This window comes from Legionella hackeliae (genome assembly GCF_000953655.1).
In the GTDB taxonomy this organism is placed as follows: domain Bacteria; phylum Pseudomonadota; class Gammaproteobacteria; order Legionellales; family Legionellaceae; genus Tatlockia; species Tatlockia hackeliae.
The window spans coordinates 450,001-475,333 of the sequence record NZ_LN681225.1; the positions used below are offsets into that span (position 1 = coordinate 450,001).

Consider the following 25,333-nt stretch of genomic DNA (forward strand, 5'->3'; position numbering starts at 1 on the left):
AAGAACAGAAGCGACTAGAGACTCTGATGCGAGGGAGCGAGGCTACCAAGCATGGTTGGATAATTACCAAGGGTTGTCTAATAATTTTGACAAATTTTTGTTGTATTCCAAGCGTTTACAAAGAAGATGGCAAAGAGGTTTTTGCAAGAGATTTTACTTTAATCGAGGCATGTTGATGAAAGAGCGAAAGAGCATACGCGAGTATGTGACTGAGCGAAAGAATCGACATAACGCTGAGTAAAGTAAAATATCGCCGTCAAAAAATGGGGTCGTAGCTCAGCTGGGAGAGCACCTGCCTTGCACGCAGGGGGTCGGGAGTTCGATCCTCCCCGGCTCCACCAACGTTTCTGTAGGATGGATTAGATCAAAGTGATTTTATAGAGATTACTTTAATCTGGTTAATCCGGACGTTCATTAACAATTTGGTAAAGAAGAAAGGGTAAACACAAGCGAATTAGTATTAATCTTTTGTCGGAAATAATCTGAGGAAACTCAGGTTATATGGTCAAGAAGAGAAGCGCAAACGGTGGATGCCTTGGCAGTAAGAGGCGAAGAAGGACGTGGAATCCTGCGAAAAGCTCTGGGGAGTTGGAAACGTGCGTTGATCCAGAGATGTCCGAATGGGGGAACCCAACTTACGAGAGTAGGTTATCTGTGGCTGAATACATAGGTTACAGAGGCGAACTCGGGGAACTGAAACATCTAAGTACCCGAAGGAAAAGAAATCAATTGAGATTCTCTAAGTAGCGGCGAGCGAACGGGGAAGAGCCTGGCATGATTTATCGATACTAGAAGTAGAACAGTTTGGGAAGGCTGACCGTAGGGGGTGAAAGTCCCGTATACGACATAGTATTGAAGAACTAGGCATGCGAACAAGTAGGCCGGGACACGTGAAATCCTGGTTGAAGATGGGTGGACCATCATCCAAGGCTAAATACTCCTTACTGACCGATAGTGAACCAGTACCGTGAGGGAAAGGCGAAAAGAACCCCGGAGAGGGGAGTGAAATAGAACCTGAAACCGTTTGCGTACAAGCAGTGGGAGCATAGCTTAGGCTGTGTGACTGCGTACCTTTTGTATAATGGGTCAGCGAGTTACTTTCAGTGGCGAGGTTAACTGAATAAGGAAGCCGTAGAGAAATCGAGTCTTAAAAGGGCGAGAGTCGCTGTGAGTAGACCCGAAACCGGGCGATCTAGCCATGTGCAGGATGAAGGTTGGGTAACACCAACTGGAGGTCCGAACCGGGTAATGTTGAAAAATTATCGGATGACGTGTGGCTAGGAGTGAAAGGCTAATCAAGCCCGGAGATAGCTGGTTCTCCCCGAAAGCTATTTAGGTGGCGCCTCGTGAATGATTACTGGGGGTAGAGCACTGTTTCGGCTAGGGGGCTGTCATGGCTTACCAAACCGATGCAAACTCCGAATACCGGCAAATTGAATCACGGGAGACACACGGCGGGTGCTAACGTCCGTCGTGAAGAGGGAAACAACCCAGACCGCCAGCTAAGGTCCCGAAGTTATAGTTAAGTGGGAAACGATGTGGGAAGGCATAGACAGCCAGGAGGTTGGCTTAGAAGCAGCCATCCTTTAAAGAAAGCGTAATAGCTCACTGGTCGAGTCGGCCTGCGCGGAAGATGTAACGGGGCTAAAACTATACACCGAAGCTGCGGATGTGCACTAAGTGCACGTGGTAGGGGAGCGTTCTGTAGGCTGATGAAGGTTCATTGAGAAGTGGGCTGGAGGTATCAGAAGTGCGAATGCTGACATGAGTAACGATAAAGAGGGTGAAAAACCCTCTCGCCGGAAGTCCCAGGTTTCCTGCACGACGTTAATCGGAGCAGGGTGAGTCGGCCCCTAAGGCGAGGCTGAAGAGCGTAGTCGATGGGAACCAGGTTAATATTCCTGGACTTTCTATAAGTGGTGATGTGGGGACGAAGAAGGCTAGGTGAGCCGGGCGTTGGTAGTCCCGGTACTGGCATGTAGGCGGAGAGACCTGGCAAATCCGGTTTCTCGATACGCAGAGGTGCCGAGTGGTCCTGACCCTACGGGGTGCAGGGAAGTCATTGATGCCAAGCTTCCAGGAAAAGCTGCTAGCCATAACTTATAGAGAACCGTACCGCAAACCGACACAGGTGGACAAGTAGAGAATACTAAGGCGCTTGAGAGAACTCGGGTGAAGGAACTAGGCAAAATGGTACCGTAACTTCGGGAGAAGGTACGCCCTTGCTGGTTAGTTTACTTGCTAAACGAAGCTGGTGAGGGCCGCAGAGACCAGGTGGCTGCGACTGTTTATTAAAAACACAGCACTCTGCAAATTCGAAAGAAGACGTATAGGGTGTGACGCCTGCCCGGTGCCGGAAGGTTAATTGATGGGGTTATCTTCGGAGAAGCTCTTGATCGAAGCCCCGGTAAACGGCGGCCGTAACTATAACGGTCCTAAGGTAGCGAAATTCCTTGTCGGGTAAGTTCCGACCTGCACGAATGGCGTAACGATGGCCACGCTGTCTCCACCCGAGACTCAGTGAAATTGAAATCGCTGTGAAGATGCAGTGTACCCGCGGCTAGACGGAAAGACCCCGTGAACCTTTACTACAGCTTTGCACTGGACTTTGATGATAACTGTGTAGGATAGGTGGGAGGCTATGAAGTGCGGACGCCAGTTCGCATGGAGCCGACCTTGAAATACCACCCTGTTATTATTGAGGTTCTAACTTGGGCCAGTAATCCTGGTTGAGGACAGTGTATGGTGGGTAGTTTGACTGGGGCGGTCTCCTCCCAAAGAGTAACGGAGGAGCACAAAGGTACCCTCGGTACGGTCGGACATCGTACCAAGAGTGTAAAGGCAAAAGGGTGCTTGACTGCGAGAGTGACGGCTCGAGCAGGTACGAAAGTAGGTCTTAGTGATCCGGTGGTTCTGAATGGAAGGGCCATCGCTCAACGGATAAAAGGTACTCCGGGGATAACAGGCTGATACCGCCCAAGAGTTCATATCGACGGCGGTGTTTGGCACCTCGATGTCGGCTCATCACATCCTGGGGCTGAAGCAGGTCCCAAGGGTATGGCTGTTCGCCATTTAAAGTGGTACGCGAGCTGGGTTTAGAACGTCGTGAGACAGTTCGGTCCCTATCTGCCGTGGGCGTAGGAAAATTGAGAGGAGCTGCTCCTAGTACGAGAGGACCGGAGTGGACGAACCTCTGGTGTACCGGTTGTGACGCCAGTTGCATTGCCGGGTAGCTAAGTTCGGACGGGATAACCGCTGAAAGCATCTAAGCGGGAAGCCTCCCTCAAGATGAGTTTTCCCATGAAGCCCGTTGAAGACTACGACGTTGATAGGCGAGGTGTGGAAGCGCAGTAATGTGTGAAGCTAACTCGTACTAATTGGCTGATTGTCTTGACCATATAACCTGAATTGCTTCGGAATATGGCAACAAAAGATTAGAGCCGAAAGGCAACTTGTGTTACCCTTACTTCTTTACCAGCCTGACTGGCAAGACAGTTAATCCTGTCAACCCCAGTTTAGGATAACCAGTTTTCCTGGCGACCATAGCGGTCTGGAACCACCTGACTCCATCTCGAACTCAGAAGTGAAACAGACCCGCGCCGATGATAGTGTGAGGTGTCCTCATGCGAAAGTAGGTCATTGCCAGGGCTTTATTCCAAAGCGGCCTTTGTGCCGCTTTTTTTATTTGTGCTTTTTGAATCGTTTGAATGTTGTTTTGGGAACAATGCGAAGTATTGCATCTGATTATCCATTAAGAGTTCAATCTAGACTCTCACACATGACTGCAAGTACTCGCAAATACCGGTCATTGACTCCAACTGAGATGATATAATCCGGCAATTCGCAATGATTTTCTAAATCCAGCCTACAAAGGTTGTATAGTTTGCTCATCTGCTTTTTCAGCAAAATATGAAGAAATAAGTGTTTCTAATTCTTTCTTTAGTCTCTTAGTGGTATGGTAAGCTTCATCTGTTCTATAGAACTCATTTATAGTCACTGCTTCAGAATTATAAAAGTCTGGATTGGTAGCTACAAAACGAACTTGTAATGCGCACAGCCATTCTTCCGTTAAATTACTGGAAGGGTCACTATCGACTAGAGGATGAAGTTTATTTTCTTTAAAACCTTGGACGAATTTTTCCTTAAGCGCACTTTGCCAGTTATCAGAATTTTGGCTTGCTAACTGCACGAAGAGTTCACTTAAAAAGGCAGCACTATCTGCGGCTAAAGGTGTTCCACCAGCGTAGCAGTAATAACCTAAGTCGTTAAAAGCATTTTGATTAATAAAAATCTGTAGGAGTTGAGCTTGTAAAATTTGTTTATAACTCGAATATAATTTTACTAGTTCTTCTATTGGAAAATGCTCCAGTTTCTTTTTCTTGCACAATTCATCTAAAACGGTACCAAGAAAATTTTCTTCATTCATTACCGACATGCTTTTATTTTTTTGAAATAAAAGCCAGCTTGTTTCACCAAAGTAACCATCATGCAAAAGTATCGAGGCGCATAAAAGATGTTTACGTATGTTATCCTCATGATCAAATTCTTTTATCGCTGAGGCAAAATAATTAGAATTGAAAGGATGATAAGATTTCATTCTATCTAAGGTTTTGTCAAAAAATCTTTGCGGTGGAAAAGATTTTTTTTTCAGACAGCCTATCACCATATTTGTTTTTGCACGCTCTTTATCTGTATGTAAATCGTCTAGTCGGTGAATAACACTTGTCACCATTCGAAAAAATTTCACCGCACTGGAGCTTCCGTTATAAAACACAAATGTTCCTTCCGAACGATTAACCTCTGCGGTAATGATTTCCTTTAATAGAGGAAGATCTTTGATAAATCTTCCTTCGAATGCTTCTAAATTGTAAAACTTTGTTCTACCCAATAGGAATTTTGCATTTATGGATTTGTCTGCATGTTCTTTAAGAAAATTTTCAAAAGAATCTTTCTCGCTATTTTTTTCTGCCCTAAATAGAGAAGGTCTAATTGAAGTTACGAATTTCTTCTTAACTTCTTTTTCGGTTTCATTTTTTTGTCGCATAGCAGGCTCTGTTTGATATCTGAATAAAATATGTTCAACATGTATAATATATTCTTGGTGAATTGAGTAAAAATTGATTATTCATATAAGGGATATCTAAAATTTTAATGAATACTAAATCGAGAGTTTTGCAGCGTGAGGATTAAAAAAGAAGCACCTATTAATTTTGTCTTAATTTTTTTCAGATAAAATCTCGCTTAATTTCAGTTTTTTTTATACGCATCTATGGAAACTAAAGAGCACAAACAAGCTGGCGACCAGATACGCATTGAAACATTAGATAATCCTTATCTTAAAGGAAGTAAAAAATGGTTCCCGCTCAAAGGTGATGAGTTAATTGTGACCATGATGCGACAAGTTAATGGGGTTCCAGTACCATTGGCTCTTGAACTCACAGCGGGTGATATTGTTGCTTTAGCAGGTGACTATTATACAAAAGCAGGCTGGGGCTTAAGATTAAATATTCCTCAAACCACCAGTAATGAAATTGCTGGTACTATTGATTTATTTAATCAGAGAGTTGATCCAAAAGAAACAAGAGCATTTCATGAAGCTTATAGTGATTTAGCGTCCCCAGACGTTAAAAAATCAGATGTCGAAAAAATTTATAACATTGAAAAGACTACCTATATTCCGTTTTTCAACTCACTGAATAGTATTTTTCAACAATTAGTTTATGCGCTGACTGTCAAAGGGTATAGTGCAAAATTAACTCAAAATGAAGCTCATTTTTCTCCATGGTCGGCAAGAGCTTATACTGTTGGTCATCATTCTGCCTTGCATAATGCAGAGTTGGCTCATGTTTGCAGAAAGATCGCTGCAGGAGAAAGTACTGAGCCTGCTAATGAAACCCTACATGGTGAGCTAGAAAATATTCTTCAGCTTATTAAATCCGATCCAAAAGCCTACGGATTTACAGCGGATGATTCCAATTCAAAAATTTATTACGAATTAGCTCATCGATTTCATGCATTAGCGGTGAGTCAGGATTTATTTACTATGCACTTTTACTCTGATCATTATGCAGCTGGTCATTTAAATCGTATAGGCTTATTACGTAAAACGATGCCAGAGAAATTCGGCACTTGGGGCAGTATTCTTATTAACAATATGCATAATGAAGATAACATACGTAGTGTCGAAGTAATTAATCCTCACCAGCCCTCAACTACTGAAAAGGATGCCTTTAGGATGTACTCTGAAGATGATCAAGCTTATGGTGATGGAACTTATTTTAATCAAAACAATGCTGAGAATAGCAACATGCTCGTCAATGGGATGACAAATTCGCTAGGCGATATTACTCGGTTAATACAAAATGGCATTAAACCAGAAACCCCTGATTATGGTGGTCTTTGCTTCCTTCCTGAGGTTGATTACCAAAAACCGCAAACGCAGCCAATGTTAATTAATGGTGCCGATGGAAAGATTTATTTTCGTTCGAATATAAGCTGTATCCAGGTGTTATCTCCTGAGAAATATCAGGCAACGTTGCAAAAACCTGATCAACATGGCTATGAAGAATTAACCTATTGGAAGGCTTTTGTATTGGTGTTCAAATTGAGAGTGTTAGGACCTATTTATAGTCCAAAGATTGAAGATGTCACGGTTGTGGAGTTGCAGTCAGAAATTCAGAATCAGGACGTAGTTAATACAGGCGAAGAGGGTAGGCAATTGTCGTCAATGCCAAAATCTCCTAAAGCCGCTCTATGGCGCAGCACCCCACCCGCGCCAGACGCATTAAGATGTATCGGATTTACGTCAGTTTCGACAAAAGAGAAAGAAAGCTCTCAAATAGTAGAATCCAATAACACTGAAAGCTCGTCGTATTCTCCAAAGTTATACTAAGACATATGAGTTTATTTAAAGGATTAGGTATTTATTTTTTAAATTCACATAGTGGTTAGCAGAGTATTCAAGATTCGCCAATTCATCAGAGGTGAGCAGTCTTATTGCTTTGGCCGGATTCCCGAGATATAAATAACCGCTTTGTAAACGTTTGCCAGGAGGCACCACGCTGCCTGCAGCAAGCATTACATGATGTTCTATATAAACCCCATCCAAAATTAGCGCTCCCATTCCCACTAGGCAAAAATCTTCTATGCTGCAGGCATGTAAAACAACTTTATGACCAATTGTTATACCTTCCCCGAGGATAAGTGGTTTGCCACCAGGTGTATAAGGACCGTCATGAGTGACGTGTAAAATAGCCCCATCTTGAATATTACAAGAGTTACCAATTCTTATATAGTTAACATCACCACGAACAACTGCCATTGGCCAAATGGATACATCATTGCCAAGATGAACATTACCAATGACGGTTGCCTGGGGATCAATATACACTCTTTCACCCAAATGAGGGTGTTTGTTTTCAAAAGTACGAATGGGAGACATTTTTATACCATAGTTACCAATTCTTCTGCGCTAGTTGGATGAATAGCAACAGTATTATCAAAATCACGTTTTAAAGCGCCCATTTTAACAGCAACGCCAAAGCCTTGCAGCATTTCATCCGCTCCGTAACCGATAACATGCAGGCCAACAATTTTTTCATCTTGACCGATTGTTACTAATTTCATAGCAGTTGGCGTTTTAACGTCGCTTAGTGCATCAAACATCGGATTAAAGCGAGTCTGATAAATTTTGACCTCATCCTTGCCAAACTTGCTAATCGCTTCTTCTTCACTCAAACCGACAGTGCCAATCGGGGGATGACTAAAAATGACTGAACAAATATTTTCATAATTTAAATGGGCATCTTTTTGACCACCGAAAAGACGATCTGAAAGTCGACGCCCAGCAGCAATAGCAACAGGTGTTAAAGCTGGGGCGCCTGTCACATCGCCAATGGCATAAATACCTGGCGTCGAGGTATTTTGGTAGCGATCGACGGTAATTAAGCCATGGGCATCTTTACTAATACCTGCTGCATCAAGATTTAGATTAAAGGTGCGCGGCGCTCTTCCTACTGCAGCAATTACAGTATCAAGATCAGGCAGAAGCGCTCCGCTTTGGCACTTAACGATTTTGCGGCCATCCTCTTGTAAAGTAATGCTGTGAGCACAGTGATTAAGATGAACGGATATACCTTGTTCACGCATAATCTCTAATAATGTGTCTCCTAGCATGGAATCAAACCGAGAAAGTGGACGCTCGCCTCGAATTAATAAATGGGTTTCAGCACCTAATCCATGTAAAAGACCCGCTAATTCTACACCAATATAGCCACTCCCTATAATTGCTACTTTGTTAGGTCTGCTAGCTAGTGAGAAGAAACCATCTGAATCAATAGCGTATTCAACACCTAACAGATCATTGGGTAAAATAGGTTCGCCACCTGTGGCAATAATAATGTGATCGGCTTTAAATTGTTTTCCATTGACATCAATGGTGTGGGCATCAACAAAAACCCCTTTCCCATGTAAATAAGTCATTTTATATTCAGTAAAGCGTTTAGCATAGATTTCTCGTAATCTCTCAATGTAGGCATTACGTTTACAAACTAATGTTTGCCAATCCAACTGGACCTCAGTGGGATGAAAACCATAATCAGGTGATTTGCGCAATATTTCGGCAACCATAGAGGCGTTAAACATTACTTTTTTGGGAACACAGCCTAAGTTTACGCAAGTACCTCCTAAATGTTTTTCTTCAATAACTGCAACATTGGCTCCATGACGTGCAGCACGAACTGCACTGGCTATACCACCACTACCACCACCTAAAACAAGTAAATCAAATTTCATGGATGCCCCTTTTTCATTGTTTTCATAATAATATGAAAGGTTATAGCGACAAGCAAAACAATCGTTCTAATTACTTTAGCTGTAAGCGTTAGCTTTGCAAGCTAAAATTAAGAGAATCAATGCATTGATTTCTGATTAGTAAAGGTACGGCTTTTATTTTTTGTTATCTAATTGATTTATCGAGCATAGTTTGTGATGAAAAAAACTGAGTAATCTAAAAGATTAGCTGAAATACTAAGGGGCTTTCATTATACTAAATTATCAATTAGGAATAGTAAGTTGGTATGAAAATAGGACTCCTGACACTTTTTCTTTGTGCAATGGTGCTGTTAAGCGCATGTGATCGGTCGCCTAAACAGTATCAAGGCTATGTTGAGGGTGAAAATATCTATCTTGCTTCACCTAATTCAGGTATTTTAAAACAATTGTTTGTTCATCGCGGTGATCAAGTCAAAAAAGGACAAATCTTGTTTCAACTGGACGAAGATCCCCAGATACTCGTGGTTAAACAATATGAAGCAGATTTAGTTCAAGCTCAAAAAACATTAAATGATTTAGAGCAACCACGCCGAACACCTGAAATTGAAGCCATTAAAGCTCAGATAGAACAAACTGAAGCTAGATTAAAGCTTGCTGAAATACGCGTACGTCGTATGCAAACCTTGTATGCTAAACAGGCAATCGATAAAGACTCAGTCGATGCAGCAATTGCAAGGTATAAAGAGCTACAACAGTTAAAAATACAATATGAATCTAATTTACAATTGGCAAGACTTGGAAGCCGGAATGAGCAAGTTAAGGCACAACAAGCTCAAGTCATTTCATTGACGGCACGATTAAAAGAGGCTCAATGGCAACTCAATCAAAAAAGAATGTATGCTCCTGCAGCAGGCTATATTTTCGATACTTACTTTCAGGTGGGTGAATTTGTTGCCAATGAGCAAGCTGTTTTATCTTTATTACCACCTCAGTATGTAAGAATTCAATTTTTTGTACCTGTAGATATTTTACCGCGTCTGAAGCGTGGTCAAAGAATTCAATTCCTTTGTTTTGGTTGCTCTTCGCGAGGTACGGCAGTGATTAACTATATTTCACCTGAAGCAGAGTATGTTCCTCCACTCGTATTCAGCCGTGAAAACAATGATAAATTGGTGTTTAGAATTAAGGCTCGTATTGACCAACCTGAAAAATTCAAACCCGGCCAGCCAGTAACGGTATTGATACCATGAACGAAGCGGTCATTGATGTCAGTGGTTTACGCAAATTATTTGATGATAAAGTTGTTGTTAATGATATTGCCTTGCGTGTGGAAAAGGGTGATGTCTTTGGCTTTTTAGGCCCCAACGGTAGTGGAAAAACTACCACCATTCGTATGCTGTGCGGGCTTTTAACTCCTGATGCCGGACAGGGTACTTGCTTAGGCTATGATATTCTGACAGAGTCTGAAAAAATTAAACAACACGTCGGTTACATGACACAAAAATTCAGTTTTTATACTGATTTGAGCATTGAGGAAAATTTAAATTTCATTGCTCGCGTCTACAATCTGGATAACAGAAAAGAACGGGTAGAGAAAGCGTTAGAGGATTTAGGTTTAGAAGATAGACGTCGACAGTTAACAGGAGATCTCTCTGGTGGTTGGAAACAGAGAGTAGCGTTGGCTGCCAGTTTACTGCATGAGCCAGCTTTATTGCTTTTAGATGAACCCACCGCGGGTGTCGATCCTATCGCACGTCGCGAATTTTGGGACAAGATTCATGCGTTAAGTGAGCAAGGGATTACTACACTTGTATCCACTCACTATATGGATGAAGCTGAACGATGTACGTCCTTGGCCTATCTTGCTTATGGTAATTTGCTTGTGACGGGAACGGTGAAGGATGTCATTGCTAAAACGGGCCTATTTACTTGGGAAGTTACAGGAGAAGTAACCACTTCTTTATTACAGCAAACAAAACTATTACAAGGTGTTTCCCAAGCCGCTTTATTTGGTAATAAAATTCATATTTGTGGTTATGAGCCTGCAAAAATTGAACCACAGCTGGAACGTTTAGCAAAAAAATATCCAATCAGTTGGCAAGCTATTGATTCAACCTTGGAAGATGCTTTTATTAGTCTTGTTAAGAAAACGCATGGAGCGATGGATTGAAAATTTTTTCTTTTGCACGGTTAAGTGCGGTCATTGTTAAAGAATTTATTCAAATGCGTCGCGACAGAGCTACGTTTGCCATGATCATTGGTATTCCTCTGATTCAACTTTGTTTGTTTGGTTTTGCCATTAATACGAATCCCCGCAATTTACCTACAGCGATTGTTAATCCTGATTTAAGTGACATGGGGCGGCGAATTTTGGTGGGGATGGAGAATTCAAGCTATTTTCATTTTATAGCGCCTTCCTCGACAGAAGAAGAAGCAAGGGATTTATTAAAACGAGGTAAAGTTCAATTTATAGTTAATTTCCCACCAAACTTTTCTCATGATCTGGTGAAGGGATTAAAGCCTTCATTATTGCTTGAAGCGGATGCAACCGATCCGGCTGCTACAAGTCGTGCTCTTAATGTTTTTACTGAATTGGCGTCGTCAGTTTTGAATGAAGAATTAGTGGGTACACTTAAGAACTTGTCACCGAGTTCACCCCCATATCAACCGGTTGTCCATGCAATTTACAACCCATTGGCTATCACCTCCTACAATATTGTCCCTGGCTTATTGGGTGTCGTGCTGACGATGACCATGGTTATTATTACCGCGCTTGTCTTAACGCGCGAGTTTGAGCGGGGTACGATGGAAAATTTATTAGCCACCCCTCTTAAGCCGCTTGAGGTAATGGTTGGTAAGATTATCCCCTATATTATTGTTGGCTATGCGCAAGTACTCATGATTATAATATTGGCCAAGTTTGTGTTTAATGTTCCTATGGAAGGGAATATTATTCTTTTGTTAATTCTATGTTTACCGTTTATTGCGGCCAATCTTTCAGTAGGATTAACCTTCTCAACCTTAGCGAGTAATCAGTTACAAGCCGTGCAAGGGGCAATGTTTTTCTTCTTACCCTCCATCTTACTTTCTGGATTTATGTTTCCTTTTAGAGGCATGCCAGATTGGGCCCAATGGGTAGGCAATATCCTCCCGCTCACGCATTTTTTAGTAATTGTGCGTGGTATTTTATTAAAGGGAAATGGTTTTTTTGAGGTGTGGCGAGAAGTGATTCCCATCACACTATTCACTTTCATCGTGATGGCTCTCGGATTCTCGCGTTATCGCCAAACCTTAGACTAATCAAAATAAAAATTGAGATACTGTTTTTTCAACCCGCTCATCCATTAAGACACTCACATGATCTGCATCGGGTAACAACGCTAAGTAGCTATGATCATACTGTTCGCAAAATACAATAGATTCTGTCGGCGTGATGGAGACATCTTTTTCTCCATGGATACACAAAAAAGGAGTCGTGGAGCGCTCAATAAAATGATGAAAATCAAGGTTTTTTAAATCAATAGCAGCATTTTGCTGGAACATTTCTCGCAAAAACAAAAAGGCACGGCGATTTAGTTTCAATCGTCTTGCTAATCGACTTACAGGAATTCGCATACGAGTTGGTGAGGCAATGAGTACAGCACGTTCGGGAGTATGATCAAGTTGCCACTCAGGAAATTGGCTTGCTAAATTAAGGGTATTTAAAAGCATGGAACCGCCAAAAGAATGGCCAATTACACCATAAAAGGGCCCTAATTTGTTTAAAATTTGTTTTAGCAATAAGACCGCATCCATCCACGTTAGTTGCATACCTTTTGCTTCACCGTGTGCGGGAAAATCTAAGGCATACACATCATAACCTTGCTCGCTTAAGCTATTAATTAAACGAACCATATATGCCGCGCGTGACATCCATCCGTGCGTAATGAGAATTTTTTTAGATTGCGAATTTTTAGTAGATTTAAAGCGATGAATGACGTGATGTCTTGGGGTTTCACAATGAATCAGGTCGGTTCGGTTTTCTAAAAAAAATTCGCAGGCACGTCGAGCAAAATCTCGGTATTCTTTTTCAATAGGGAGGTGTAGTGGTGTAATAAAGACTTGATAGCATAGTTGTGCATGGATTAAGTCTCTATACTCTGTCAACTTATTCGAAAGCATAGTCTTCACCCTCTCATTTATTCTTATAAATTTAGCTTAGTCCAGATACGAATGATTTGAATAATTTTTTCAATATTACTAAATTTAAACTGCTACTGGACTTTTACAAATATCACTTTAGACTAGAGTTCATTATAGTAAAAAGGATTTATTAATGGATACATCAAACTACTTATATCATCATGGTGAACAGGAGTTACATGGTTTTTTAGCCTACGATGAACGCATAGACCAGCCACGACCTGCTGTATTAGTAGCGCATGATTGGTCGGGACGCAATGATTTTGCTTGCGAAAAAGCAAAAATGCTTGCTGAGTTAGGTTATGTCGGTTTTGCATTAGACATGTATGGACAAGGTCGCATTGGTACAATTACCCCTGAAAAAATGGCTTTAATGGAGCCGCTTGCCAATGATCGTTTATTACTTCGTGCTCGTATGCGTGCAGCTTACGATGCTGTTCTTGGCATGTCTGAGGTTGATAATAGTCGAATTGCTGTAATAGGATTTTGCTTCGGTGGCCTTTGTGCTTTAGATTTGGCACGAAGTGGAGCCGATCTTAAAGGGGTAGTCAGTTTCCATGGATTGTTAGATAAGCCCAAAGACATTCCTAATCAGCCCATTAAAGCCAAAGTGCTGGCTTTGCACGGTTACGATGATCCCATGGTAAAACCTGAGCAAGTTAATGAATTTTGTCACGAAATGACGGAAGCCCATGTTGATTGGCAGGTCCACATGTATGGTCATACTCAACATGCTTTTGCCAATCCACATGCTCACGATAAGCAATTGGGAACGATTTATAATGCTAAAGCAGAACGTCGGGCTTTACAGTCAATGGCCAATTTTTTGGCAGAAATTTTTGCTTAATTCAGAAAGAAAAATCACTGTACCAGATTTGGAAAATAACCGCTAAATCGGTACAGTTGTTGTAAATCATCTTATCCACCTTACCGAATCTCTAATCTTAAATTCCTTATTATTAGCTAGGACGGTCTCTCCTTTAACATTTAAAACCGAGATAGAGCAGTTGTACGAGTATAACAAGAATCGCTACATCCGTAATCCTGGTTTATTAAAGACATGACTGATTGCTGAAAAATTGTGGGTTGGCATTGTGACCAACATACAAGCGTGATATAAGATTAGGCTTGTTATTAATCACAAGGAGTAGGCCATGTCTCAGAAGTTCAATGAAATAACCAAGAACATTAGCACGCAATTAGCAAAAATGAGGAAAGAAATGCCAGAAGTAATGGCAGGATTTTCTTCGCTTGCGCAAGCAGCTACCAAAGATGGTGCTCTCGACAAAAAAACAAAAGAATTAATTGCTATGGCTCTTGCAGTCGCGAACCACTGTCCAGGCTGTATTGGTTTTCATTCTCAAGCGTTGGTAAAATTACAGGCTACTCGTGAAGAATTAATGGAAACCTTAAGCATGGCTGTCTACATGGGCGGCGGTCCATCTTTGATGTATGCGGCTGAAGCGTTGGAAGCTTTTGAAGAATTTAATGGTTAATTGTGAGTGTGGAATTAGGTTAGCGCAATTCTCAATGGTTGCGCTGACTTGCTGAAGTAATCTCGCATTAAACAGTCAAACTTGGTTTTGCGTCAGGTGCCGGTTTGGGTTTGAGTTTATCCATTGTTAGCAGAATTGCTCCGGCTATCATCAAAGCTAAACCACATCCTACTAAGGCAAGACTAATTTGAAAACTAAAGAGTATAGATGCGCCAATTGTACAACTCGCTAACATAAAAAAAATTGCCCCACCGCCTAAGCAGCCCGCGCCAATCCATTTTAAAACAGAACTTTTATCATTCGTTTTTTTCTTAAACGCCTGCAGCACCGTGTGATTATTGGGCTCTGAAAAAAATGGAAAAGGCATGGAAATAATTCCTTGACTTTCTGATGAATTCTGAGTGATTTCAACAGGCCTAGGCTCTTCCTTGCGTTCTCTTTCCATGTTAGACCTCAGTTGACAATATGTTTCCATGTTCCATTAAACCTTTGAATCAAGCCAATAGCAACGGCTAAGAATGGGTAACATTACCCATTGATTGCATCAAACACAAACAGGATAATAATAATACAAATTACTCACGTATTTTTCATGGCCCGATGCAAGTGAGTTGACACTTTTATTATTAAATTGAGGTTAAGAATGGCAATTCGTTACTTACTGGATGTAGATTACACATTAATGCTTACCCGCGAGGGAAAGGCAGTTTTTAATCAAACGCTTATCGATGAGCTTAAACGTTTTGGTGTCCAGGAAGTTGATTTTTTAACTAAAATGGATATGGTTTCTGCCGATTTTGGTAAGGCACTGAGAGTTGAGCTCATTGAGCACCTGGAAAAAAATGGAATACGAGTAGGAAAGGTGTTGACTACCAAAGATAATATGTTTTTAAAGTCAGGTTATTTTCCCAATCTTAAGTTAGGTGAAACGTATTCAACGCTAATGAGACCTGTTGAAGAGGCCATCGCTAATGTGGGTAAAATTAAAGAGTATAGTAAGCGTTATCAACAATATAGGGATCATAAGAATAAAGAAAAACAAATTAAGCAATTGAATTTCTTGATACAAAATGGTGCACTCAACTGGACAGATACTCTTGAAGAGGCGGGTGAGAAAAAAGAAGCGTCTTTCAAGTTAATTGACCAAACAGTGCTTGGACAAAATGTGACGAAGGGTACTGAGATTGATTTCCACTCAATTCAAGAAATCTTTATTACATTTAGAGAGTCCAGTAAAAATGACTCAACAATAGCTAAAACTACTGTCAAAGAATATTATGACCGGTTAGTTAAAACCTACAACGATTATCAAGCCCCTGAAGATAATACCGCAGAAGAACAACAGCTTGTGGATAATTATTTTCTAGAGGTTGCACACTATGGAGATACTCGTTACATCGCTTCCTTGCGCTATGAAAGTTCTGGGGTCAAACTGGCTGCGGATGAAAATAAAGGCGAGATTTATGCGCAATATACTATGCTGGATAGTTATAAAGAGGACGACATCGTCATTTATATTGATGATGATCACCATGAGCATAAATCACTTAACAATGCCCATAAAGCGTTAACTGGATTTAAACACAGGCTATATACTTTTGCGCCTCCTATTTATGGGGATGAAACGCAATTTAATATACCCAATGTGCATATTACGTCTGAAGAATTTCGCAGACAGCATTCTGCAATTTATTTTAATTTGTTATGCAACGAGGGTGAGTTAGCATTAAAGGAACAAAACTCGCGTTTAGCAGTGCAATGTTTTAAAGCAGCTTATATTTTAGTGGATGATCTTGGGGATACTGCGTCGATTTCCAAAAAAGAATTGCTTGGCAAAATCATGCAGGCGTATAAACAAGATAATGATCATATGCTTTTCTCTGGAAAAGAAGAGGTGATTGATAGATGCGTCTCTGCATTTAACCGCGGTACAACTGAAACACAATTAAAAATCTTAGAAAGAGATCAGGCAATTCATGAGGCACGCAATCCTCATTTGTATAGAGGTCATGGTTTACTTAACAGATTTTTAACCAAGGAACCTACAACAGTTGACAGTGAATTTACTAAAAGAATTCTGGGCTTAGTCAACCAAATTCGAGCGAATGACAAATCTCCTGAAGCATTGGAGCGTTGTCAAAAGTTTCTAGCTAATTTGAAAGATCATTTGCAATCTTCGCTTTATCGAGGAGCTGTAGATTTAGTAATGAATAGCTTGGCGGGACCTCAGTTTGAATACCGTTAGACGCTACTTGAGTTTATTGGATAACTAATAATTAGGTGTAATTTATTATCTTTTAACTTACACCTAATTAAATTTCATCACACTATTTTGTCTAATGCGCTAACAACGATCCCATATGTTCCATCTGCTTTCCATGAGCATCGCCCTCACAAGGATATTTCTTGGTCACACCAAGCCAGGCAACCTGAGACACTGTCATTTTATCTTTATCACTTTGTTGGCTTGAAATAGTTCGATAGGTTTCTAGAATAATCCCATTTAAAGTGATCGCGTTTAGAGCTGTTCCGGGTGGGAGACAAAATAACGATTTTCCTTGAGATTTGGCCAATTCATTCGCTTGTAAAAGGGTTTCGGCAATACTTTCATCTGTAATAATTAAAACATTTCGTGCTGATCTTGCCCACGCTTGCGCTTGCGGATCGGCTTTCATTTCCATTTGTGGAATTGAATTGGAAATATTCATGTAATGATCCATGGTGTCTGCTTGTGAACCGAAAGCACAAAGCAGGAAAGACAAAAGAATTAAGGCACGCATTGTTTTCCTCTATAGTTATCAATGTGGCTAACGAAGGTTAACCCACAGTGTCAAATAAATAATAATGAACGGGATTATCTTTGCATATAAAAGGACCACATTCCAGAAATGTACTGATTCCATTCGCAAGAATCAAGAGAAGAAAGAGACAGGTCAAAATAAAAGTAAATCGTCCTGGTGGTGAACTTTGTTCAAAAAAAGCTCTTTCAAAAAGGAGGCTAATAGCCAGTAATCCTATAATAATTACGAAGCCAATGGCAGACCAGGTATAAAGATATAATCCCAGAAGCGGTGAGCCGTAGCCTAAGTCACCCGGGGAAATATGAAGAAATATTTGCCGCAAAGCAATACCAAGACCGAGTAATGATGCTAAAAACATGAGTCCGTAGTAGCTCACTCGAATTCCATTCATCAAATTCATACAAAGACATAGGCCGACTGCAATAAAACACAATCTCTGTAGAAGACATAGGGGACAAGGAAGTGAATGGTCAATTAATTGTTGGTAGAAGGCAAATCCAAGAATGATGCAAGTGAGTATCAAACCAAGAATGTTACCTAATTTATGTAGTTTATTTTGTGTCATTTAAATTCTCACCAGGTGACTGTGAACGTTGAATAACATCATGGTTAAAAACAAACAAAACAAAAATTGCAATTTGATAAAACGATTGGGTTTAAATACGATTTGTACACCAACAATAAAATAGAAAAAAAATAATAAGGTCATCATTGTTGTTATGCTCCAAAGGTAGTGGGCAATTATTTGTTAAGTAAAAAAATCTCATCCAAAGTGCGAATTAATTCATCTTGATTCACAGGGCATTGTGTTAAACCAATATATTTATCCGGTCTTATCAACACTGCTGTAGTTTCAGTAATTGCAAAACGATCGTGCACAATTTTTCCTGCATCGAAAAAGACAGAGTTAGCACTAGGAATTTCACTTTCTTCGGTGAGTACAAGATGAGTTTTCATCACGGATTGATAACGTTGGTTCATCAAGGATGCAATTTTTAATACTGAAGAGAGGGCTGAACTGTCTATACCGGTAAATAAAAATAAATGATGCATCGTACCACGAAGAATTTCACGAAGTGATTGTTTCTCTTTCGTTGGTAATTCGGTTAAATAAAAATTGCTGGGAAATTCACCGACATTAAAATGAGTTTTCTTGCCTAGTTTTTTGACAATAAGACTCTTAGCATAGGAAATGTTTAATTCAGCTAAATCGGTGACAACATATCTTCTAACAAAATGAAACGAAGTTATAAACTTTAAGAAGGTATTGCGCAATTTAATTAAAAAGGGCTGTCTTAACGTAAACATCCTGGTCATTACCCCGGTTTTCTTTAAAACAGCTGTAGCGATTGGATGACGTTCACTATTATAACTTGTCAATAAGTTTGCTTTGGCTAAACCTTTTTGTACTAGAGCTAATTTCCACACCAGGTTGTATATATCCTGGATTCCAGTATTAAGGCCTTGTCCGCCCATGGGACTATGGACATGTGCTGCATCTCCAGCAAAAAAAATGTGACCATAGTTATAGTTATCAATCTGTCGATGAGCAATGCCAAATTGGCTAATCCATATTGGATCAGAAAGAGTAGCCTCGTCTTGGCAACGTTTTTTAAAAACTCGCTCAATATCTGCCATGGTAGGTTCTTCATGAGAAACTTTTTCCTCGGCAGTCATCACAATTCGATATCGCTGGCCTCCTATGGGGAAGCAAGCCAAAGGGCCTTCGGTGCTAGAAAACATGGCTAATTTGGTAATGGGAAAATCCCAATGAATGAGAAGGTCAGCAAGCCACCAAGTTTGGTGATAAACATTACCAACAAATTGTGCATTGACAAGCGCTCTTAGAGTACTATGTGAGCCATCACAGGCAATAACCCAAAAGGCTTCCACTTTTTCTTCACTGCCATCAGAACGTTTTAATGTGGCTGTAACACCATCACTATGTTGTTGAATATCAGTAAGTCCGGTTTCCCATTCAACCTGGAGTCCTTTATTCATTAAACCTTGATATAAAATTTTTTCAGTTTTATCTTGTGGCAGGTCGATAAAAAAATCGCGTGTGGAATTTTCTAACTCGGCAAAATCAATGTCGAAAAGCTGTTGCTTACCTGATTTAAAAATGGCTCCATCAATTTGCTGACCTTGCGTAAGAATTTCATCAATAAAACCACAATCATCGAGTACATCCAATGAGCGAATATGAATGGCCAAGGCCTTAGATTTGTCGCTTAAACCTGATTTTTTATCTACGATGCGACAGTGAAGACCGTGTCTTGTTAATTCATTCGCACAGAACAAACCAACAGGGCCGGCACCCACAACTAAAACTTCTAACTTCTCAGCCATGATGATTACTCCATAGTCATGTTTAGGTGCAAGGCAATTAGAATGTCAACTAATAACTGCCTTGCAGGTCTATTAAGTGTATGAATACGTTGCTTCTTCGGGAGGATGTGTCTCTTCTTCCATTTTATTGGGGTTCACAGGCTTATTTGAATTTACAGGTTTATTGGCATGTACAGGTGCATGTTGTGGTAGTTTAAATAAGCGATACATTCGCTGTAGTTCTGTGGTTATTGAGTTGTCATAAAGTTTTTGTTTTGATAAAGGAATGAAGCTGTTCTCAATTAACTTCGTGGCATAATTAGCAACACAGCCAACATCTTCAAAAGAGAGATAAGAGCCACAGTAACCAGTTGCGCTTTTAAATTGTTCTTTAACCAATTGACAACGGAGGGCCCAAGGCAGAATGGACATGTAATCATCCCAAGTATGAGTATCAAGAATCTTAACTTCTTTGACGCCATTAACTTGTTGCAATTCGTGTTTCCACTTTGAGATGTCGGGTAAGCTATATTTCTCCTGTGTAGGCTCTTTGGGAAGATTGATATATCCAGTGCATAAACGACCGTCTTGGGGTTCAGGACGATCATCACAGGTAGTAACCAGCGCCAAATCACCAAAGCCTTCTGGTTGTAATCCGTGCTCGAAGAATTCGTGTTGAGGTGGATAGCCTGTTAATTTGCAGATTGCCACGGGATAGTTGTAATAACTCACTTGTTGCACCGCTAATTCTTCAGTAGGAGTAAGCGACATGCCTAGTTTTTTCCAATGTACTGGGGATAGCGCCAAAATTAAATAATCGGCATGGAGCGTTTCTTCTTTTTCATTTTTGCGAGTAAAGTTGATGTCTATACCATTACTTCTATCAATAGATGTGATGGTAACTTCGGTTAGAACTTCATAATCTGCAGCAATTGCTTCCATCAGGCGTTGAAAACCACCTTGAATGGCATAAAAAGGTCCTTGATTCAGTAAACCAGGAATTAATTGCATGGCAGGAATCGTGGTATGTCCCATGTATTCAAAAACGGCATAAGTTGGACAAACTTGCATGGCTCCATAGCCAAATCCTGTGACTAATGGACGTAACAAGGCATTTAATTTGGTTAACCCTTTACGTTTTGCAAATTCTTCAAAGGGTAAATTAAAGTCGTCAGGAAGAGGAAGATTCTTATCACGAGCATACTCATACTCGCGCAAGTATTTTTCATATAGTGCTAATTCCTTGATTACTTCTGCAGAAAAGACAAATTTTCCCCATTTCTCTTTCTCGTAGAATTCTTTCATAAAATTCATGGAATCGAGTTTGGTGGGTAATACGCTTTCTATGGGTATTTTTTTTTCAAAAATGACATCTAATACAACTTGATAATTATGAGCAATTAATTCTGCACCATAGCCTGTAGTGAGTTCTGGATTAGTCGGATCAGTAAAGGTACGACATTTGCCACCTATCCAGTTGTTTTTATCCAAAATCTTAATATTCTTTTTAGGAATCCCCGATTTTTCAAGAGCACGAGCGGTAAAAAGCCCTGAGGGGCCAGCCCCGACTATAAGAAAAGTATCTTTTTCGGAAAGTATTTTTTTTTCATTCTCTGGCATAATTATCCCTAAATCACGAGAGTTTGTAAGAAATTCAGATTCTGAATTTCACCTAGCATAAAGTGAAATATGAAAGAGTTCAATTCTAATAAAATCAATCATCTTAGCGGGTTTAGTGGCAAGGCCATTTAATACTATTGATGATTGAATAAACTTCATTATCACCAATGATCAAATGATCAAGCAAACGAACATCAATTAGTTCCAGAGCATGACTTAAACGGGTGGTTACTGCTATATCAGCAGGACTAGCATCTGCAATTCCTGAGGGATGATTGTGGGCAAGAATCACAGCCGCCGCATTTAGCTTAAAAATTCTGTCAATAATAGGACGAGGATAGATATTCGTTGCATTGATTGTTCCCCGAAATAATTCTTCATAAGCTAATACACGATGCTGACTGTCTAAAAATAGAGCCACAAAGATTTCATTTTTTTGATCTCTTAACTGCCGTTTAAGATAGGTGTGTGTTTGCTGAGAGTTCGTTAGCTGAGTTTCTTTTTGCAAGCTAATAAAATCACTGCGCCGACAAATTTCTCGTGCCGCTTGCAGTTGTACATAACCTACCATGCCCAGTCCGTCAACTTGATTAAAAGTTTTTGGATCGGCATTTAGAATAGCGCGTAAATCACCCAATTGTTTAATTAAATCCAACGCAAGCTGCATACACGATTTTTTCCTGTTCCCTGAGCTGATAAGGACAGCTAATAATTCAGCATCAGAAAGCATGTGGGCACCATGAGATAATAATTTTTCACGCACGCGAAATGATTGCGGCAAGACTTGAGATTGCGCCATTTGTTATTCCTTTATTGCGAAGTTTGTGGTTTGATCGCAGGTATTCTTATTAAAAACGACAAACCATGCAAGATTTGGCAAATAAAAAAATTGTATTAGGTGTTTGTGGCGGTATTGCTGCTTATAAGACTGCCTATTTAGTGCGGGAGTTGACCAATCTGGGTGTGGATGTACGCGTTGTAATGACTGCCTCTGCCCAACAGTTTATTTCACCCCTGACTTTCCAGGCGTTAAGCGGTAATGATGTACGAACAACATTGTTTGATGAACAAGCCGAACGTGCAATGGGACATATTGAGTTAGCGCGTTGGGCAGATTATCTTCTTATTGCTCCAGCCTCAGCTAATTGTTTGGCGAAAATGGCTAATGGTTTAGCCGATGACTTACTATCCACGCTTTATCTAGTCACAGAGGCTCCCGTTATTATTTGTCCTGCAATGAATCGCTCAATGTGGAGGCATCCTGCAACGCAAGCCAATTGCACTTTATTAAAAGCGCGGGGAGTGATTATTGTTGGGCCTGAAGAAGGTTCACAAGCGTGTGGTGAAGAGGGATTGGGACGCTTGAGCGAAACCCAAGCCATAATAAATGCATTGCGATGCTATGAAATTAATCAATGCCTGGTGGGGAAGACGTTATTAATTACAGCAGGCCCCACACGAGAAGCCATTGACCCAGTCCGTTATTTAAGTAATCACAGTTCTGGAAAGATGGGTTATGCTTTGGCCGAGGCTGCAGTTTTAGCTGGAGCAAAGGTTGTTCTGGTGACAGGTCCTACTGGTTTAACTCCCCCTGCTGGTGTTGAAGTACACCGCGTTGAATCCGCTAAAGATATGTATAGCGCGGTGATGGCAAATTTACAGAACGATATGATTTTTATCGGTACCGCGGCAGTGGCAGATTACTCAATGGCCTCTCCAACAAATGAGAAAATAAAAAAAGAGTCGGGTAAAGAGTTAACGCTTAAATTAATACGAAACCCAGATATTCTTTCCAGTGTTGCTCAAAGCGGGAAAGCATCGTATGTGGTTGGATTTGCCGCGGAAACCAATGATGTTATTCAACATGCACAAAAGAAGTTAAAAACCAAGAAAATTGATATGATTATTGCTAATCAAGTCGGTGGTGGCTTAGGTTTTGGTAGCGACTATAACCAAGTTACAGTATTAACAAAAGATAAACAAATAGAACTCCCATATATCCATAAAGCGCGACTTGCAGGACGAATGATTGCAATCCTGGCAGCAACTATTCAAAATGAAGCACTGTCTAAGGTAGAGGAATAACATGAAAAAGGTGATTCAATTAAAAATTTTAGATCCACGAGTAGGTAGTAGTATTGAGCTGCCACATTATGCGACCCCAGGTTCAGCGGGTCTTGATCTGCGCGTATGTATTGATAAACCTTTACAAATCGCCTCTCAAGAGACAGTGTTATTACCCACTGGAATAGCGATCTATATTGAAGATCCAAATTTGGCAGGGGTGATTTTACCACGTTCTGGTTTAGGACATAAGCATGGGATTGTCCTGGGGAATTTGGTGGGCTTGATTGATTCTGATTATCAAGGTGAGCTTAAGATTTCCTGTTGGAATCGGAATCAGGAGCATTTTACAGTCAATCCAGGTGATCGTATTGCGCAATTAGTCTTTCTCCCAATAGTGCATCCAGAGTTTAAAATTGTTGAATCGTTTACTGAGAGTAGTCGTGGGGCGGATGGATTTGGTAGTTCAGGGAGAGCGTAGTGGTTTATCAGCAAAAACAGGTCGAACGTTCTGTTTTCAGAGCCTATGATATTCGTGGAATTATTGGCAAACAACTGGATAAAGATGCTTTTTATAGTATTGGTCTTGCCATTAGCTGTCGTCTGCATGAGTTAAAACGTAACAAGATTTTTGTAGCTAGAGATGGCCGATTGACCAGTGAAATGTTGGCAAAAGCATTGCTGCAAGGTCTGCTTGATAGTGGTATTAATGTAATTGATTTAGGTGCTGTCGCAACACCAGTCATGTATTTTGCAACTCATTCGCAAGAGGTAGATAGTGGTTTAATGGTAACAGGCAGCCACAACCCTGCAAATTATAATGGCATAAAAATTGTCCTTGCCGGAAAAACATTAGTGCAGTCAGATATCCATCATCTTTATGATTTGGTAGTGGCGGGTACAAGACTTCGTGGGGCAGGCGAGTACCAACAATTTGATATCATGCCTGCTTACAAAAAGCGAATTGTTAATGATATTAAGCTCAAACGTCCTATGAAAGTGGTTGTTGATTGTGGGAATGGTATTGGTGGTCCAATTATTCCCCCAGTCATTCAAGCATTAGGATGTGAAGTGATTCCTCTTTATTGCGATGTCGATGGAAACTTTCCTAATCATCACCCTGATCCCAGTGTTGAATCGAATTTAAAGGGCCTAAAGCAAGCTGTACTGGACCATCAAGCCGATCTTGGTATTGCCTTTGATGGTGATGCAGATCGTTTGGGTGTTGTCACTAATGAAGGCGAAGTAATTTGGCCTGATCGATTATTGATGCTCTACGCTCGCCATCTTTTAGAAAAAAATAAAGGAGCTACAATTGTTTTTGATGTGAAATGCTCAAGTCACTTAGGAGCTGTTATCCAAGAGTCAGGTGGTGTAGGAAAAATGTGTCCTACCGGACATTCTATTGTTAAAGCGGTGATGAAAGAAGAAAAGGCCGCGTTAGCTGGTGAAATGAGTGGCCATCTTTTTTTTAAAGATAGATGGTATGGTTTTGATGATGCGCTTTATAGTGCTTGTCGTTTACTCGAAATTTTAAGTTTAAATCCTTTGGCGGTTAGCAAGCAATTTGCCGCAATTCCGAATAGCATTAATACCCCTGAAATCAAAATTCCTATCGCAGAGGAGCAAAAATTTGGTTTCATGCAGCGTTTTTGTGAACAGGCGTATTTTCCGAATGCTCAAATCATAACAATTGATGGTTTAAGGGTAGAATTTGCAGAAGGTTGGGGGCTTTTACGGGCGTCCAATACCACTCCTTGTTTGGTTGCACGCTTTGAGGCCAAGGATAAAACAAGTCTTGAACATATTCAGACACTATTTAGAGAGCAATTGCATAGTTTAGACAAAAATTTAGTGCTTTCATTTTAATAATTCTATCGGAATTACAGATGTTGGGCGCAGCCTCAACATCTATTTTCTTTAAGTTTATCAAATTAATATTCTCTTAATTTTTTCAAGTTATCTTAATACTAAAACTCCATTACTTTCTGGAATCTTTTTAATCCTAAACCCAGGATTATCTCCTCCTATTGCTTATTTGATACAAAATAATTCAAAAAGAATAAAAAA

General features: G+C 40.4%; 21 protein-coding genes, 1 tRNA gene and 2 rRNA genes. 13 read left to right on the forward strand and 11 right to left on the reverse strand.

What is annotated here, in order from left to right; all coding sequences use genetic code 11:
- Positions 1 to 265 precede the first annotated feature (265 nt).
- The 3 genes from LHA_RS02165 to rrf all read left to right on the forward strand — a co-directional run bounded on the left by LHA_RS02165 (position 266) and on the right by rrf (position 3,648).
- Positions 266 to 341: transfer RNA gene (locus LHA_RS02165), tRNA-Ala, on the forward strand.
- A gap of 162 nt (positions 342 to 503) precedes the next feature.
- Positions 504 to 3,398 (forward strand): 23S ribosomal RNA (locus LHA_RS02170).
- Positions 3,399 to 3,532: 134 nt separating this feature from the next.
- A 5S ribosomal RNA gene (rrf, locus tag LHA_RS02175) occupies positions 3,533 to 3,648 on the forward strand.
- Positions 3,649 to 3,865: 217 nt separating this feature from the next.
- Here rrf and LHA_RS02180 read toward each other — a convergent pair.
- Complete coding sequence (locus LHA_RS02180) at positions 3,866 to 5,044, reverse strand: hypothetical protein (protein WP_045105087.1); 1,179 nt, start codon at positions 5,042 to 5,044, stop codon at positions 3,866 to 3,868.
- A gap of 225 nt (positions 5,045 to 5,269) precedes the next feature.
- Here LHA_RS02180 and LHA_RS02185 point away from each other — a divergent pair, with 225 nt between their 5' ends.
- Positions 5,270 to 6,892 carry a hypothetical protein gene (locus LHA_RS02185; RefSeq protein WP_052673555.1) on the forward strand — a complete coding sequence of 541 codons (1,623 nt, stop codon included), beginning with the start codon at positions 5,270 to 5,272 and terminating at the stop codon, positions 6,890 to 6,892.
- 15 nt (positions 6,893 to 6,907) lie between these two features.
- Here the strand turns inward: LHA_RS02185 and LHA_RS02190 are convergent, their stop codons facing one another.
- Positions 6,908 to 7,441, reverse strand: coding sequence for a gamma carbonic anhydrase family protein (locus LHA_RS02190; protein ID WP_045105088.1), 534 nt, complete (start codon positions 7,439 to 7,441; stop codon positions 6,908 to 6,910).
- 2 nt (positions 7,442 to 7,443) lie between these two features.
- Positions 7,444 to 8,793, reverse strand: a complete 1,350-nt coding sequence (gene gorA / locus LHA_RS02195) for a glutathione-disulfide reductase (RefSeq protein ID WP_045105089.1) — start codon at positions 8,791 to 8,793, stop codon at positions 7,444 to 7,446.
- 284 nt (positions 8,794 to 9,077) lie between these two features.
- Between gorA and LHA_RS02200 the strand changes: the two genes are divergently transcribed.
- Genes LHA_RS02200 through LHA_RS02210 form a run of 3 tightly spaced genes read left to right on the forward strand, consistent with a single transcriptional unit; the run spans position 9,078 to position 12,072 of the window.
- The gene (locus LHA_RS02200) at positions 9,078 to 10,022 is read left to right on the forward strand and encodes an HlyD family secretion protein (RefSeq protein WP_045105090.1); all 945 of its coding nucleotides are present in this window, start codon (positions 9,078 to 9,080) and stop codon (positions 10,020 to 10,022) included.
- Positions 10,019 to 10,942, forward strand: coding sequence for an ABC transporter ATP-binding protein (locus tag LHA_RS02205; protein WP_045105091.1), 924 nt, complete (start codon positions 10,019 to 10,021; stop codon positions 10,940 to 10,942). Before LHA_RS02200 ends, LHA_RS02205 begins: the two co-directional genes overlap by 4 nt.
- Positions 10,939 to 12,072, forward strand: coding sequence for an ABC transporter permease (locus tag LHA_RS02210; RefSeq protein WP_045105092.1), 1,134 nt, complete (start codon positions 10,939 to 10,941; stop codon positions 12,070 to 12,072). Before LHA_RS02205 ends, LHA_RS02210 begins: the two co-directional genes overlap by 4 nt.
- On the opposite strand, the gene LHA_RS02215 is transcribed toward LHA_RS02210, so the two are convergent.
- On the reverse strand, positions 12,073 to 12,933 hold the full coding sequence (locus LHA_RS02215; RefSeq protein ID WP_045105093.1) for an alpha/beta hydrolase: 861 nt from the start codon (positions 12,931 to 12,933) through the stop codon (positions 12,073 to 12,075).
- A 154-nt stretch (positions 12,934 to 13,087) separates the two neighbouring features.
- On the opposite strand from LHA_RS02215, the gene LHA_RS02220 reads away from it, so the two are divergent.
- On the forward strand, positions 13,088 to 13,801 hold the full coding sequence (locus LHA_RS02220; protein ID WP_045105094.1) for a dienelactone hydrolase family protein: 714 nt from the start codon (positions 13,088 to 13,090) through the stop codon (positions 13,799 to 13,801).
- 307 nt (positions 13,802 to 14,108) lie between these two features.
- Positions 14,109 to 14,450, forward strand: a complete 342-nt coding sequence (locus tag LHA_RS02225; protein ID WP_045105095.1) for a carboxymuconolactone decarboxylase family protein — start codon at positions 14,109 to 14,111, stop codon at positions 14,448 to 14,450.
- A 67-nt stretch (positions 14,451 to 14,517) separates the two neighbouring features.
- On the opposite strand, the gene LHA_RS02230 is transcribed toward LHA_RS02225, so the two are convergent.
- The gene (locus LHA_RS02230) at positions 14,518 to 14,895 is read right to left on the reverse strand and encodes a hypothetical protein (RefSeq protein WP_045105096.1); all 378 of its coding nucleotides are present in this window, start codon (positions 14,893 to 14,895) and stop codon (positions 14,518 to 14,520) included.
- Between the two features lie 198 nt (positions 14,896 to 15,093).
- Between LHA_RS02230 and LHA_RS02235 the strand changes: the two genes are divergently transcribed.
- Complete coding sequence (locus LHA_RS02235) at positions 15,094 to 16,695, forward strand: hypothetical protein (RefSeq protein WP_045105097.1); 1,602 nt, start codon at positions 15,094 to 15,096, stop codon at positions 16,693 to 16,695.
- Between the two features lie 91 nt (positions 16,696 to 16,786).
- Here the strand turns inward: LHA_RS02235 and LHA_RS02240 are convergent, their stop codons facing one another.
- The 6 genes from LHA_RS02240 to radC form a co-directional block, all read right to left on the reverse strand.
- A complete protein-coding gene (locus LHA_RS02240; protein ID WP_045105098.1) occupies positions 16,787 to 17,230 on the reverse strand; it encodes a hypothetical protein in 444 nt (147 codons plus the stop codon).
- A 37-nt stretch (positions 17,231 to 17,267) separates the two neighbouring features.
- Positions 17,268 to 17,816 carry a disulfide bond formation protein B gene (locus tag LHA_RS02245; protein WP_045105099.1) on the reverse strand — a complete coding sequence of 183 codons (549 nt, stop codon included), beginning with the start codon at positions 17,814 to 17,816 and terminating at the stop codon, positions 17,268 to 17,270.
- Positions 17,817 to 17,963, reverse strand: coding sequence for a DUF5993 family protein (locus LHA_RS17625; RefSeq protein WP_370447937.1), 147 nt, complete (start codon positions 17,961 to 17,963; stop codon positions 17,817 to 17,819).
- A 29-nt stretch (positions 17,964 to 17,992) separates the two neighbouring features.
- A complete protein-coding gene (locus tag LHA_RS02250; RefSeq protein ID WP_045105100.1) occupies positions 17,993 to 19,600 on the reverse strand; it encodes an FAD-dependent oxidoreductase in 1,608 nt (535 codons plus the stop codon).
- A gap of 72 nt (positions 19,601 to 19,672) precedes the next feature.
- Positions 19,673 to 21,199 carry an NAD(P)-binding protein gene (locus LHA_RS02255; protein WP_052673556.1) on the reverse strand — a complete coding sequence of 509 codons (1,527 nt, stop codon included), beginning with the start codon at positions 21,197 to 21,199 and terminating at the stop codon, positions 19,673 to 19,675.
- A 112-nt stretch (positions 21,200 to 21,311) separates the two neighbouring features.
- Positions 21,312 to 21,998 (reverse strand): RadC family protein, encoded by a 687-nt coding sequence (gene radC / locus LHA_RS02260; protein ID WP_082060260.1) that lies wholly within the window; start codon positions 21,996 to 21,998, stop codon positions 21,312 to 21,314.
- A gap of 65 nt (positions 21,999 to 22,063) precedes the next feature.
- On the opposite strand from radC, the gene coaBC reads away from it, so the two are divergent.
- The 3 genes from coaBC to LHA_RS02275 are packed head-to-tail and all read left to right on the forward strand — an operon-like array spanning position 22,064 to position 25,132.
- A complete protein-coding gene (gene coaBC, locus LHA_RS02265; protein ID WP_045105101.1) occupies positions 22,064 to 23,284 on the forward strand; it encodes a bifunctional phosphopantothenoylcysteine decarboxylase/phosphopantothenate--cysteine ligase CoaBC in 1,221 nt (406 codons plus the stop codon).
- Between the two features lies 1 nt (position 23,285).
- Positions 23,286 to 23,744 (forward strand): dUTP diphosphatase, encoded by a 459-nt coding sequence (dut, locus tag LHA_RS02270; RefSeq protein WP_045105102.1) that lies wholly within the window; start codon positions 23,286 to 23,288, stop codon positions 23,742 to 23,744.
- Positions 23,744 to 25,132, forward strand: a complete 1,389-nt coding sequence (locus tag LHA_RS02275; RefSeq protein ID WP_045105103.1) for a phosphomannomutase/phosphoglucomutase — start codon at positions 23,744 to 23,746, stop codon at positions 25,130 to 25,132. Before dut ends, LHA_RS02275 begins: the two co-directional genes overlap by 1 nt.
- The last annotated feature ends 201 nt before the right edge of the window (positions 25,133 to 25,333 follow it).